Here is a 14,566-nt window from a genome sequence, read left to right as displayed (position 1 = left end):
CCGCACACTATACTTTGGTATTCGCCAACACCTGCAGGGACTCATTTACCTTTTCAGCACATTTTCTGCCTTCAAAGATCCCCCAGATTACAAGGCTGGGTCCGCGACGGCAATCACCGGCGACAAATACTTGGCTGTCATTGGTGGTGAAGTTATTGTTCTTTTCAGTAATGTTGAACTGATCGAACAACCACTGTTCAGCACCGGTGAAGCCCATTGCCAACAAGACTAAGTCAGCTTTGATCTTCTTGCCGCTGCCAGCGATTGGTTTGAAATGATTGACTTTACTAATCTCGGCTTCTTGGACGTGACCGTCATTGCCAAAGAAAGCGGTGGCAGTTGATGAATAAGTGGTAATGTCGCCAAATAATGCTCTGGCTTCCTTTTGACCATACCCATTCTTTTGCACCATTGGCCACTCTGGCCACGGATTACTTTCTTGCCGTTCGGTTGGCAAAGATGGCGTGATTTCCAACTGAGTGATGCCGGCACATCCCTGACGGATAACCGTGCCGATACAATCATTACCAGTATCGCCACCACCAATAACAACAACGTGTTTGCCTTTCAGCTTGGTGGTTGCAGCTGGACCATCTTCTATCACAGATTGAGTTGCGATCTTCAAGTAATCCACCGCTTGATAGATGCCTTTAAGATCACGACCATCAACATCCATATCACGGGCTTGACGCGCACCCGTGCAAATGACAACCCGATCAAAATTCTGCTTGAGTTCTTCGGCGGAAATATCGGTGCCAACTTCGGTGTTGGCGACTAATTCAATGCCGACATCGCGCAGCGTTTGAATCCGGCGTTCGACAACTTCTTTTGGCAATTTCATGTTAGGAATTCCGTACATGAGCAGGCCGCCAAAACGATCATCACGTTCAAAAATCGTAACGGAATGACCGAGTTGATTTAAGCGCCAAGCTGCGGAAATGCCAGCTGGACCGCTGCCCACTACCGCAATTTTCTTGCCAGTACGGTGCAGGGGTTTACCAGAATCAACGACCCAACCATTTTTAAATCCTTGTTCGATAATGAATTTTTCGTTATTTCGAATCGTGATACCGGGACCGTTTAAGGCTTGGACACAAGATGCCTCACATGGTGCGGGGCACACCCGACCAGTCATATCTGGTAAGAAGTTTGTCTTCGTTAACCGTTCGAATGCGGCCTGATCACGATTACGATAAACCAAATCGTTCCATTCGGGAATCAAGTTATCGTTTGGACAACCACTGACTGCCCGGCCGCCACCATAAAAGATACCGTGGTGACAGAAGGGAATGCCACAGTTCATACAGCGGGCGGCTTGTTCACGCCGGTCACCGTCACCGAGGTCTAATTCCATCACATTAAAGTCTTTTACCCGTTGCATAATCGGGCGCATTGGATTGTCTTTTCGGGGGTATTTCAAAAAACCTTTGGGATCTGCCATGATTATTTCCTCCTATTCCTGACCAGTTGCCGTGTAGAAGGCTTTTTCGATGACTTGCTCTTCTGGAACGCCCGGCTTGGTAAATTTGTCGATTAGATCATGCATCTTGTGGTAATCACGAGGATAAACCTTGATGAAAGTTTGTTTCTCATTTTCCCAATTGTCAAGAATCTGTTTAGCAGTTTCTGATTGCGTGTAAGTGTAGTGCTGACGGATTAATTTCTTCAAAATGCTGTCATCACCATTTTCACCAACGTGGTAGAGATCAACTAAGTCTTGGTTGCAGTTCTTTTCAAAGTCGTGTTTCCAATCATAAACGTAGGCGATCCCACCGGACATCCCAGCCGCAAAGTTTCGGCCGGTTCTGCCAAGGATAACTGCCACGCCACCCGTCATGTATTCACAACCATTGTTGCCAATGCCCTCAACGACGACGTTGGCACCAGAATTACGGACACAGAAACGTTCGCCGGCTCGGCCGTTAAAGTAAGCTTCGCCGCCAGTTGCACCGAAGCAGGCCACGTTGCCGATGATTGGGGAGTGAGTATACAGGTTGCGGGCTTGCTTTGGAGCAGCAACAATCAAGCGACCACCGGAAAGGCCTTTACCAACATAATCGTTGGCTTCACCCACCAGCTTGACTTCCATGCCTTGGGTAATGAAGGCACCAAAGCTTTGGCCAGCAGTTCCCTTGTAATGGTATTTAAGTAACCCAGGCTTTAAGCCATTATTGCCAAACCGGGCACCAATCCAACCACCCATCCGGGTTCCAACCGCTCGCATCGTGTTATTGATTGGCAGGTTAACCGTCGTTGAAGTACCGCTTTCAAGACTGGCTTTGGCAAAGACATCCAGATCAGGCCAATTGTATTTTGGCTTGAATGGATCTTTGACTTTCCGATCGATCGTAATCGTCTTATTGATCATTCGGTCATAGTTCAAAGTCTTGGCTTTGCCTGCTGGAACGTAACGGGGCTGCAAATGTTCCCCGTGGCCAACCATTTGATCAACAGTTCGATAGCCCAGGGCAGCCATTTGTTCTCTGAGGTCTTCTGCCAAGAAGTGCATCATGTTAATGATGTGCTCCGGTTTACCAGCATAAAGTTTTCTCAAATCAGGGTTCTGGGTGGTAATTCCGACTGGACAAGTATTCAGGTTACATTTCCGCATCATGATACAGCCAATGGCAACCATTGTGAGGGTCGCAAAACTGAATTCTTCGGCTCCCAACATGATCGCAACAGCAATATCACGACCTGTTAACAATTTCCCATCAACTTCCAAGGTGGTTCGTTGACGTAAGTGGTTTAAAGCCAGGGTTTGGTGCGCATCAGCCAAGCCCATTTCCCACGGCAACCCACAGTCACGGGTCGAATTTCGTGGCGCGGCGCCCGTTCCACCGTCGTAGCCGGAAATAACCACCGTGTTTGCGCCGGCTTTAACAACCCCAGCGGCAATCGTGCCGACACCAGTTGAAGAAACCAACTTCACATTGATGGTGGCGTAGGGATTGACTTCTTTCAAATCATAGATCAACTGTTTTAAATCTTCGATCGAGTAAATATCATGGTGAGGTGGTGGCGAAATCAACTGCACCCCGGCGATTGAACCTCTGATGTTAGCAACCCAAGGATAAGCTTTACCGGCAGGGAGTTGACCGCCTTCACCCGGCTTAGCACCTTGCGCCATCTTGATTTGAATTTCTTCGGCACTCATCAGATATTCTGTATTGACACCAAACCGCGCAGTTGAAACCTGCTTGATCTTACTGTTGCGATCCAGGCCATCCTTACCAACGTGGAAGCGACTGCGGTCCTCGCCACCTTCACCAGTGTTACTGCGGGCACCCATCTTATTCATCGCAATTGCAATGGTCTCGTGGGCTTCTTGGGAAAGTGCCCCAAAGCTCATGGCACCGGCTTTAAATCTTTTAACGATTGAGCTAACCGGTTCAACTTCACTCAATGGCACTGGGTGATTGCTGGATTGCTTGATGTCCCACATTGAACGCAAAGTCGTTGGATTTTCTCGGGCTTCAGCATTCATTTGCGCCGAGTATTTTTGATATTCGTCATAACTGCCCGAACGAACGGCTTTTTGGAATTGATAAATTGATTCTGGATTATACAAATGGTATTCGCCATCGACTTTGTATTGGAAGCTGCCACCAGATGGTAAATCGTCGATGGAATGAGCATCATAAGCTGATTGATATTTCTCGTAATACTCATTTTCAATTTGATTCAAGTTAATGCCGGCAATTCGAGTGGGGGTTCCAGTAAAATACTGGTCAACCACTTCGTCAGCCAGACCAACTGCTTCGAACAATTGGGCCCCTTTGTAGCCGGCGACAGTGGAGATTCCCATTCGGCTCATAATCTTGATAATCCCTTTGGTCGAAGCCTGACAATAACTCGGAATTTGTTTTTCAAGTCCGCGTTCAGCCAAGGTTGCGAAGGCACCGTATGGGTGAATTGCCATGGCCCCGTAGCCAACCAAGCAGGCAAAATGGTGAATTTCACACGCTTCGGCCGTGTCGACCACGATAGAAGCCTCGGTTCCTTTACCTTGGCGAACCAAATAGTTATTTAAGCCAGCAACTGCTAGGAGAACCGGAATCGTCATTTGGTGTTCATGAACTGGCCGATCGGAAAGAATTAAGATAGTCGACCCGTTATCGATGGCATTTTCAGCCTGTTTGAATAAGCGCTCCAACACGTGCGCCAATCGGTTAGGGGTATCGGTTAAATCGTATGCCAGAGAGAGCTTGGTTACTTTTAACGCAGGTAAGTCCAAGTTTCTGATCTTGGCATATTCTTGATCGGTTAAAATAGGGCTGTCAATCCGCAGCTTTTGGCAGTTACCAGCGACATCCTTGGTCACGTCATCATCACGCCCTAAGAATAGGGTCGTACTGATCACAATTTTTTCTCGCAATGGATCAATGGGTGGGTTGGTCACTTGCGCAAAGGACTGTTTGAAATAGGTAAACAATGATTCTGATTTATTGCTTAAAACTGCCAATGGGGAATCAAACCCCATTGCAACAACTGGTTCACCACCGTTTTTAGCCATCGGAATTAATGCAGTTTCGATAACTTCGTGGGTATAACCGTTGCGTCGCCATAATTTTTGTAAATCGTCGCCGGAAACTTTAGGCTCAGATTTAACTTCTGGCAAGTTGTTTAGGGTTAATCGATTGGCGTTTAACCATTGTTCATAAGGATGAGCTTCTGAAAATTCGTGTTTCAATTCATCGGATTTGTAAATCTTACCCTTCTGAGTGTCCACCAGCAGCATTTGGGCCGGCGACAGGATGCCTTTATCAACGATGTCTTGAGGGGCAACGTCAACGACACCGGATTCTGAGGCAACGACTAACTCGTTATCTTTGGTCAGGGTATAACGGGAAGGCCGTAACCCATTTCGGTCAAGGAAAGCGCCAACCTGAATCCCGTCAGTGAAACAAAGGGCAGCTGGACCATCCCAAGGTGCCGTAAATGAGGCGTTGTATTCGTCAAACGCCCGTTGCTTTTTCGGCATGTCAGCTCCCTTGCCCCAAGCTTCAGGGACCATCATCATTAATGATTGGGGAATTGTCCGGCCATGACGATAAAGATACTCCATACAGTTTTCCAATTTAGCCGAGTCAGAATCGTCTTCATCATAAATTTCGATGTCGTGGCTGGTCATCCAGTTTTCGGCACCCTTCAAGGTGTTGATTTCACCGTTATGGGCAAGGAAGCGGAATGGCTGGGCACGATCCCAGCTTGGAAATGTGTTGGTTGAAAAACGGGAGTGGATCAAACAAATGGCACTCTTCATTTCTGGATTATGTAAATCTGAGAAGAATAGGCCAACTTGATAAGCGTGCAGCATCCCCTTATAGACGAGTGTCCGGCTCGAAAGTGAACAGATATACATCGATTCACGATCAAATGTTTTTTCGAGTTGTCGTCTCAAAACATATAAGCGGTCTTCAAAATCTTGGCCAGGTTTGACTTCGAAAGTCCGTTTCAAAACAACTTGGGCAAATCCTGGCATTGATTTCTGGGCAGCTGGGCCGCAACTTTCATAGACGAATGGCACGGACCGGGTCCACAGAACTGTGAAGCCAGCCTCTTCCATTTTATGGGTGACAGCTTTCAGCATTGCGTCACGTTCCTGCTCGTCGTGCGGCAAAAATAATTGGGCAACGGCATAATCGCCGGCCTTCGGTAATGTCAGGTCGACCTTTGCCATTTCACTGCGGAAAAAGGCATCCGGCATTGCCATCAGAATCCCGGCACCGTCACCGGTATCAGGCTCTGCGCCAGTTCCGCCACGGTGGTTCATTCTTTGTAACATGGTGAGGGCTTTTTCAACAAGCTCATGGCTTGGATGGCCATCGACTTGAGTGATGAAGCCCATCCCACATGCGGCATGTTCAAATTTGGGAGAATACATCAGTTTCTCCGAGTTCGTTAGTTTACTCATTTCTTCACCTACTTAACAAATTGGATGTAATTTCTGCAGATATAGTTTTAATAATATTCTAATTTTATGATAAAACAACAACTTTTTTGAATTTATTTCAAAATGAAATTAGTCTGAGTGATCACCAAAACGTTATCATTACCGCCATTAAAGCTATGAATGGACAGAGCTATGTGATGAATAAAAAATCAGTTATTGCTTAATCGGGGTTAGGAGTCTATTATGAAACATAATTTTATTTTTAACATGATTCTCATAAACTGAACAATTCGTCAAAATGTCAGGTTAGAGAATTTGATTTGTCAATTTACATAATGAAAGGGGATTACCCACCATGGCAACTTTACAAGTAACAGATCTTCACGTCAGTGTGGCCGATGAGGAGGCTAAGACAACAAAAGAAATTCTTAAGGGCGTTAATTTAACCATGAATACGGGCGAAACCCACGCCATCATGGGACCTAACGGAACCGGTAAATCAACGTTATCCGAAACAATTATGGGCAATCCAAAATATTTGGTCACCCAAGGCGATGTCACTTTAGACGGTGTCAGCTTGCTCGACAAGACGGTTGACGAACGTGCGCGCGCCGGGCTATTTCTGGCAATGCAATATCCAGCCGAAATCAAAGGAATTACCAACTCAGAATTTATGCGGGCAGCGGTTAATGCCACCCGCCCAGAAGACGATCCCATTTCAGTTCGCGCCTTCTTAAAGGAACTCGATAAAAACTTAAGTATTTTAAACATGTCAGATGATATGGCCGAACGGTATTTGAATGAAGGCTTCTCTGGCGGTGAGAAAAAACGAAATGAAATTCTTCAACTCATGACCATTAAACCTAAGTTCGCTATTCTTGACGAAATTGACTCCGGCCTAGACATTGATGCCCTGCAAGTTGTTTCAAAAGGGGTTAATGAAATGAAGAGTCCTGACTTTGGCGTCTTGATGATTACCCACTACCAACGCCTATTGAACTATATTCATCCCGATCAAGTTCACGTGATGATGGGTGGCCGGATCGTGAAGACTGGAGACGACTCATTAGCTCAAGAACTTGAAAAGACGGGGTATGCTGGCTTACGAGATGAATTTGGCCTGGATGTCGACCTGGTTGACGAGGATGTGCCTGCAGGAAACGGAGGTCGATAGAATGCTAAAATCAGCTGTTCTGGATATGAATCCGGCGTTGTTAAAAAGTTCAACGTTCGCCAACGAGCCCAAATGGCTGGCCGACTTACGCCAGCGGGCTTGGGGAAAAATTGAATCACTTGAAATGCCAGTGTTTGCGAAAATTAACTACCATAGTTGGCCATTATTGAAGTTAGCTGCAGATCCCAGTGTCAATGTTTCGGTTCCTAAAGAAGTCACCGAAGAAGCCAAAAATTACCATTTAGCAACGATTGGCCAAATTGTTGCCAAATTAGACTTAAATGACGAGCTCAAGAAAAAAGGCGTGATCCTCTGTGATATGCAGACCGCCATTCAAGAACACCCGGACCTCGTCAAACAATACTTGTTTACCAAATCGATTCATTTCGATGAAAATCGGCTAGTTGCGGTGGATGCAGCCTTAATCAACGGTGGTGCATTTCTCTATGTTCCCCATGATGTTGAAATTAGTGATCCGATTAACCTGCTTCAATTCCAAGATAGTCGCCAAGCAACTAATTTCATTAACCATACGGTCATCGTTGCCGGCGAAAACAGCCGTTTCAAAGTCCTTCAACGATCGGCAACGGTTGGTGAAGTTGCCAATCCTGCCCATATTATGGTGGAAATTGTTGCTGAAAATGGTAGTTACGTTAAATTTTCTGCTTTGGATTCGTTGGCGACCCAGACCCATGCTTACATCAATCGGCGTGGTTATCTGGAAAAAGATGCCAGAATTGATTGGACAATTGGTTTGTTCAACGATGGTAATACGATCGCCGATTTTGATTCCGATTTAGTTGGCATTGGTTCTCATACAGAAATGCAGACGGTTGCGATTTCGACCGATCGTCAGACGCAGGGAATCGATACCCAGGTGACCAACTACGCTGCCCACTCTGAAGGCAACATTCTTCAACGAGGCATTTTACTTGGTGCGTCATCATTGGTTTTTAATGGTATCGGTAAAATTATCAAGGGTGCCCATGGTTCAAAGGCGCAACAAGAGAACCGGGTATTGATGTTATCGCCGAAAGCCCGTGGGGATGCCAACCCAATTTTGTTAATTGACGAAAATGATGTGATTGCCGGTCACGCTGCCAGTGTTGGCCGGATTAACCAGGATCAGCTGTACTATCTGATGAGTCGAGGCTTAACCAAAGAAGTTGCTCAACGATTAGTTGCCCGTGGATTTTTAGGCGTCGTTTTGTCAGACATCCCAATGGTTGAAGTCAGGGACCAGATGGTGGCAATGATTGAAAGGAAGTTAGTCAATGGACAAGGGACTGAATAATTCAAGAAAAGATTTTCCAATCTTAGACCAACAGGTTAATGGTGAGCCCCTTGTTTATTTAGACAATGCGGCAACCACTCAGAAGCCTAATCAAGTCTTAAAGACGATTGTCAGTTATTATCAAAATGACAATGCCAACGTTCACCGGGGCGTCCATACGTTGGCTGAGCGAGCAACCGATCATTATGAAGCGGCCCGTGATAAGGTAGCCGAATTTATTAACGCTGCGAACCGAAAATCAATTGTGTATACCCGTTCGACTACCGAAAGTTTGAACTGGGTTGCTTCAAGTTTCGGCAATTTGGTGGTCAATGAAGGCGATGAAATTGTCATCTCCCAATTGGAACATCACAGTAACATCGTCCCTTGGCAACAAGTTGCTCAAAAGCAGCACGCAACCCTGAAATATATCGATTTGACCACTGACGGTGAATTGGACATGGATAGTGCCCGTCGCCAGATCACCGATAAAACCAAGATTGTGGCGATTGCCCAAGCTGCCAACGTCATGGGAGTGGTCAATCCGATTAAGGAATTGGCTCAAATTGCCCATCAACACGGCGCGTATATGATCGCTGATGGCGCTCAGGCTGCTCCACATATGAAAATTGATGTTCAGGATTTGGACGTCGACTTTTATGCTTTTTCAGGTCATAAAATGTTGGCGCCCACAGGCATTGGCGTGCTTTATGGTAAACAAGACTTATTGGAAATGATGCCACCCGTTCAATTCGGTGGTGAAATGATTGACTTTGTGCATCACCAAGATGCTTCTTGGACTGAATTACCTTGGAAGTTTGAAGCTGGAACTCCCAATATTAGCGGCGCAATTGCATTGGGAAGTGCCATTGATTATTTAACAAAATTGGGGATGGACAACATTCACGCTTATGAGCACGAACTGGTTGCCTATACCCTCCCAAAGCTCTTAGCAGTCGATGGGGTCACAGTTTACGGTCCCCACGATCCTAACAAGCATACTGGCGTGTTGGCTTTTAACATGGCTGGCCTGCATCCCCACGACGTGGCAACCGGATTGGACATGGAAGGAGTTGCTGTTCGAGCAGGTCATCATTGTGCCCAACCATTAATGGAATATTTGAACGTGACCGCCACGGCGCGGGCCAGCTTTTATTTTTACAATACCCAAGCTGATGCGGATAAATTTATTCAAGCGGTTACGGCAGTAAAGGAGTTCTTTGCCGATGGGATTAGCTAAATTAAATCAACTATATCGTGAAGTGATTTTGGATCATGCCCAGCATCCCAGAAATCGGGGTGAGCTGGCCGATGCAACCGGGGTGATGGAGTTGCGCAACCCAACTTGTGGGGACGTGATCAGCGTTTCCGTTCAGATTGACGATGATAAGATCGCTGATTTGAAATTCGCAGGCAGTGGGTGCACCATTTCCCAAGCTTCTGCCAGCCTAATGACAACGGTGCTGATGAATCAATCCGTTGAACGGGCGCGGGAGCTGATCATGGCCTTTTCAGCTTTGATTACAGGTGAAGAAGTCAGCGAAAAAGATGATGATGAATTGGGCGACGCGGCCTTGGTTGGTTCGGTTGCTGAATTCCCTGCCAGAATAAAATGTGCGGCCCTGGCTTGGCACGCACTGGATGAATTACTAGATGAGAAAGGAGCGACTGCCCATGACTGATGTGTCAGAAATTGTAAAGGATACGGATTACGAATATGGCTTTCACGATGACGTTAAGCCGGTATATTCTACCGGTAAAGGCCTGACTGAAGAAATTGTCCGCCAAATTTCCGCTGAAAAGCACGAACCAAAGTGGATGTTGGATTATCGATTGGCCGCTTACCACGCTTATCTTAAAATGCCAGAACCTTCATTTGGCCCAGATTTGACGAAATTGGATTTGGCTAATATGAAGTTTTATCAAAAAGCGACGGATAAGAAGTATCGGGATTGGGATGACGTGCCCGATAAGATTAAAACAACCTTTGACCGCCTCGGGGTACCAGAAGCTGAACGAAAGTATTTGGCCGGCTCATCGGCTCAGTATGAGTCCGAAGTGGTTTACCACAACATGGTCAAAGAGTTTGAGAAGCTGGGGATCATCTTTACGGATACCGATACGGCTTTGCAAAAATATCCCGAATTATTCAAGAAATGGTTTGGCAAGTTAATCAAGCCGACGAATAATAAATACGCGGCTTTAAATTCGGCCGTTTGGTCCGGCGGCACGTTTATTTATGTCCCAAAGGGTGTCACCTTGACGACCCCAATTCAGGCATACTTCAGATTGAATGCCGAGAATTCAGGCCAATTTGAACGAACCCTGATTATCGTTGACGAAGGCGCTCACGTTGAATACGTTGAGGGCTGTACGGCACCAACCTATAAGAGTGACAGCCTTCATGCCGCAGTGGTTGAGGTGAACGTTTTGCCTCACGCTTATTGCCGCTACACAACGATTCAGAACTGGTCAAACAATGTTTACAGTTTGGAAACCAAACGGGCTCAGGCACTTGAAGGCGCCATTATGGAATGGGTTGACGGGAACTTGGGCTCCAAAGTGACCATGAAATACCCCTCCGTTTATTTAAATGGTGAGGGTGCTCGGGGTACTATGCTGTCAATTGCGGTGGCTGGTAAAAATATTGATTCTGATACTGGTGCTCAGATGATTCACAATGCGCCGAATACCTCTTCCTCAGTTGTTTCCAAATCAATTGCCAAGGACGGCGGGGCAGTGGACTATCGGGGCAAAATCAAATTTGGCCGCCACTCAGACGGCTCATTTGCCCACGTTGAATGTGACACGATTATCATGGATGATAAATCCTCGAGTGATACGATTCCCTATAACGAAATTTTGAATAACAATGTGTCAATGGAACACGAAGCCAAGGTTTCCAAGATTTCTGAAGAGCAACTGTATTACTTGATGAGCCGTGGGATTTCAGAAGCTAAGGCCACCGAGATGATCATCATGAGTTTCGTTGAACCCTTCACCAAGGAATTACCAATGGAATACGCGGTGGAATTAAACCGCCTGATTAGTTTTGAAATGGAAGGCTCAATTGGATAGGAGGTCACAAAATGAGTGAAGTAGATGAAAAAAGATCCTTTAAAGACCGGGCAATGTCCGTTTTAGAAAACGTGGTTGACCCCGAATTAACGATTGATATCGTTAATCTAGGCCTTATTTATAACGTTGAACTAGATGATCAGGGCTTATGTACGGTCACAATGACCTTAACGATCGCTGGCTGCCCATTGACCGATTATTTGAATGAAGCCATTGATGAAGAATTAATGGGCTTCGATGAGGTCAAGGACGTCAAAATTAATTTAGTTTGGGAGCCAGCTTGGTCAATTGACAAGATGTCTCGGGAAGCCAAATTGGAACTTGGGATTCACTAACGGATGGGAGTGACTCTATGAAAGAAGCAACAACTGTAACAAATTCAACCCTCGATACAGACCTCAAAGAAAAGGTAGGCCGTTGGCTTAAAGTTTGGGGGCCGGGGCTAATTGTGATGCTGGCTGATACAGACGCCGGTTGTTTGATTACCGCGGCCCAATCCGGTGCTCAGTGGGGGTATGCGATGGTATTACCGCAGCTACTGCTGATTCCGATTCTTTATATGGCCCAAGAAATGACTGTCCGCCTTGGCATTGTCACCGGCAAGGGCCACGGCGCCTTGATTAGGGAGAACTTTGGCAAATTTTGGGCGTGGGTTTCTGCCGGAACACTGGCCGTTTCGGCAGTGGGCGCCTTACTGACGGAATTTGTCGGCATTGCCGGCGTTGGCGAATTATTTGGCATCTCGAAATGGATCACGATTCCAATCGCCACAGTTTTACTGATCGCCGTGGCATTTACCGGTAGTTATCGGCGAACTGAAAAAATTGGGGTGCTGGTTGGCTTGGCTGAGCTGGCTTTCATTGGGGCCATCTTCTTGATTCATCCTAATTTGTCAGAAATGGCAAATGGCCTGATGACGATTCCTTGGAAACATTCATCTTACATATATTTGGTCGCTGCCAACGTTGGAGCGGTTATCATGCCCTGGATGATTTTTTATCAGCAGAGTGCCGTGGTTGATAAGCGGTTGAATATGGCTGCCATTAAAAAAGCGAAGCACGATACGTTAATTGGCACCTTTTTGACTCAAGGCATTATGATCCTCTTTGTGGTCGTGTTTGCTGCGACGATTGGCCGGACTGGCTCGCATGCTCCACTAAGTTCAGTGGGTGATTTAGCATCAGCTTTAGGACCGTTTATCGGCAGCGATACCGCTAAAATCCTGATCGGTGTCAGCATCATGGGTGGTGCCCTGGTTGCTGCCTTGGTCGTCGCCCTGGCGGGAACTTGGGGAATCACCGAAGTGCTTGGCTGGAAACATAGTTTAAACGAAAAATTTGACCGCAAGAGTGCCGGCTTTTACACTATTTATATTTTGGCCCATGTAATTGGCGCAGTTTTAGTGCTGGCCAACGTTGAGATGGTTCAAATGGCGGTCTTCGTCCAAGTCTTAAACGCATTAATGTTGCCAGTTGTGTTGGGCCTTTTGCTGATGCTGGAAGCCAAAGCACTACCAAAGAAGTATCGGATGCACGGTTGGTATAAGTACACTGTTACGAGTTTGTGTTTAGTTGTGATGGCTTTTGGTGTGTACATGGTAGGACCAACGGTTGGCCTGTGGTAATCTGGTTACGCCACTGTTAAAATTGGACGAATGAAAGTTGCTTAGTTAAAATTTACATTAAAAAATCAATTTAACCGTTTAACAAAGAAAGGCAACCATTCTTCGAGTTTTCTCGGAGTGGTTGCCTTTCTTGATTAATAGTTGAATCATAATCCGGTGACTTTATGCCTTTTGAGTGGTGAAATGAAGGCCCAGTTTGTGAGCGTACCAATAGACAAACCAACCAAGCAAAATAGTCAAAATAATGGTTAGGATGAGGGTTACTGATGGACTGGCAAGTAAATTCGTTTGGTGCATTGCAGCTGGGATATCGACAGCGGCATGAAAACAGATCGCCAAGGGATAGAGCCAAAACTTAGCGGCGTGGTTGACCGCAATCCAAACTAAGACTGATAATGATAAGTGAATCCACAACGCGAACAACCGCTCAATGATCGCTGCAGAAATTAACCAACCGGTATTGGAAGTAAGTGATTGAACCAAACTGTTGGGAATTGCCGCTAAAATCTTCGGGTTGTGAGCATTGATACCAGTACTGATGACCAGGTAGTTAACCATACTCATCGCCCCAACGAAGATTACCTATTATCGCAATATAAATATTTGGTAATTCATAGCAATCGATCATAGCAATTGAGAATTATACCAGCCAAGTTTCCGATTGGTTTGCCTTTGGTTTGCGGTTAGTTTTAAAATTTTGAAAGTTTAATTTTGGACTTGCTCATGACGTCGCGTGATAACGTATAACAGAATCAGGAGGTGAAAACGATGTCGACATACACAACGGGAGAATTTGCAAAGTTAGGTGGCGTCTCAGTTCGGACGATTCAGTATTATGATCAAAAAGGGATTTTAAATCCGACCACGATTTCTGATGGTGGCCGCCGATTGTATACTGATAAGGAACTCAAAACGCTGCGATTAATCTTACTGCTCAAGTCAATGGGGTTGCAGTTAGCGACAATCAAAGGGGTTTTGTCAGAGGAAAATGCCAATCAGGTGCTCTCACTGCTGTTAGCACAACAAGAACAAAAGCTCAAACATGGCCAAACGATCGCCGCTGACCAACTGAAGACAATTAAGCAGGTTCAAGATAGTCTCTCCGACTTGGCGCTGATCTCTCAAAAAGATTTGGCCGGCATCGAAAATATGATGGCAAGTCAGCCTAAACTGAAACAGCTTCACAGAACTTTGTTATTCTGGGGTCTCATCATAGACGTCATTGAAATTTGGGCGATCGGAATCGGACTATTTGCGGGCAACTGGCTGCCAGCACTCATGGGGCTACCAGTGATTATTATCATCGCAATCTGGCTGGTTCGCCTTTATTATCGGAGTGCCCGCTACATCTGCCCAAATTGTCACGAGACATTTCAACCGAATCGCATGGACTTCCTTTTTGCAAAACACACGCCCAAAACGCGCAAGCTGACCTGTACTCATTGTGGGTATCATGGCTATTGTGTGGAAACAATAAAGTAGGCGGCACACATTGGACTAACCGGTAAGCAGCAAGTAAGC

Annotated in this window: 11 protein-coding genes; 8 read left to right on the top strand and 3 right to left on the bottom strand. The window is 46.0% G+C overall.

Annotated elements, in window-relative coordinates; translation table 11 throughout:
- Nucleotides 1-7 precede the first annotated feature (7 nt).
- A complete protein-coding gene (locus FD12_RS04660) occupies nt 8-1,441 on the bottom strand; it encodes a glutamate synthase subunit beta (RefSeq protein WP_056981952.1) in 1,434 nt (477 codons plus the stop codon).
- A gap of 12 nt (nt 1,442-1,453) precedes the next feature.
- Nucleotides 1,454-5,917, bottom strand: coding sequence for a glutamate synthase large subunit (gltB, locus tag FD12_RS04655; protein ID WP_056981951.1), 4,464 nt, complete (start codon nt 5,915-5,917; stop codon nt 1,454-1,456).
- 334 nt (nt 5,918-6,251) lie between these two features.
- On the opposite strand from gltB, the gene sufC reads away from it, so the two are divergent.
- Genes sufC through FD12_RS04620 form a run of 7 tightly spaced genes read left to right on the top strand, consistent with a single transcriptional unit; the run spans nt 6,252 to nt 13,045 of the window.
- Nucleotides 6,252-7,070 carry a Fe-S cluster assembly ATPase SufC gene (gene sufC / locus FD12_RS04650; RefSeq protein WP_056981949.1) on the top strand — a complete coding sequence of 273 codons (819 nt, stop codon included), beginning with the start codon at nt 6,252-6,254 and terminating at the stop codon, nt 7,068-7,070.
- Between the two features lies 1 nt (nt 7,071).
- Entirely contained in the window at nt 7,072-8,364 is a 1,293-nt protein-coding gene (sufD, locus tag FD12_RS04645; RefSeq protein WP_056981947.1) for a Fe-S cluster assembly protein SufD, read from the top strand.
- The gene (locus FD12_RS04640) at nt 8,345-9,583 is read left to right on the top strand and encodes a cysteine desulfurase (RefSeq protein ID WP_056981945.1); all 1,239 of its coding nucleotides are present in this window, start codon (nt 8,345-8,347) and stop codon (nt 9,581-9,583) included. Before sufD ends, FD12_RS04640 begins: the two co-directional genes overlap by 20 nt.
- Nucleotides 9,570-10,025: a Fe-S cluster assembly sulfur transfer protein SufU gene (gene sufU / locus FD12_RS04635; protein WP_056981943.1), complete on the top strand. Its 456-nt coding sequence runs from the start codon at nt 9,570-9,572 to the stop codon at nt 10,023-10,025. The genes FD12_RS04640 and sufU overlap by 14 nt, the downstream gene beginning before the upstream one ends.
- Entirely contained in the window at nt 10,018-11,421 is a 1,404-nt protein-coding gene (gene sufB, locus FD12_RS04630) for a Fe-S cluster assembly protein SufB (RefSeq protein ID WP_054747818.1), read from the top strand. Before sufU ends, sufB begins: the two co-directional genes overlap by 8 nt.
- Nucleotides 11,422-11,432: 11 nt before the next feature.
- A complete protein-coding gene (locus tag FD12_RS04625; RefSeq protein ID WP_056981941.1) occupies nt 11,433-11,756 on the top strand; it encodes a metal-sulfur cluster assembly factor in 324 nt (107 codons plus the stop codon).
- Between the two features lie 17 nt (nt 11,757-11,773).
- Nucleotides 11,774-13,045, top strand: coding sequence for an NRAMP family divalent metal transporter (locus FD12_RS04620; RefSeq protein WP_056981939.1), 1,272 nt, complete (start codon nt 11,774-11,776; stop codon nt 13,043-13,045).
- A gap of 162 nt (nt 13,046-13,207) precedes the next feature.
- On the opposite strand, the gene FD12_RS04615 is transcribed toward FD12_RS04620, so the two are convergent.
- Nucleotides 13,208-13,624 (bottom strand): YhfC family intramembrane metalloprotease, encoded by a 417-nt coding sequence (locus FD12_RS04615; RefSeq protein WP_263862405.1) that lies wholly within the window; start codon nt 13,622-13,624, stop codon nt 13,208-13,210.
- Between the two features lie 189 nt (nt 13,625-13,813).
- On the opposite strand from FD12_RS04615, the gene FD12_RS04610 reads away from it, so the two are divergent.
- Nucleotides 13,814-14,527: a MerR family transcriptional regulator gene (locus FD12_RS04610; RefSeq protein WP_054747812.1), complete on the top strand. Its 714-nt coding sequence runs from the start codon at nt 13,814-13,816 to the stop codon at nt 14,525-14,527.
- Nucleotides 14,528-14,566: the final 39 nt, after the last annotated feature.

The organism is Lentilactobacillus rapi DSM 19907 = JCM 15042 (assembly GCF_001436255.1).
GTDB classification, from domain to species: Bacteria; Bacillota; Bacilli; order Lactobacillales; family Lactobacillaceae; genus Lentilactobacillus; species Lentilactobacillus rapi.
The sequence above is the reverse complement of the archived record's forward strand: the minus strand, read 5'-3'. Positions and strand labels throughout refer to the sequence as shown.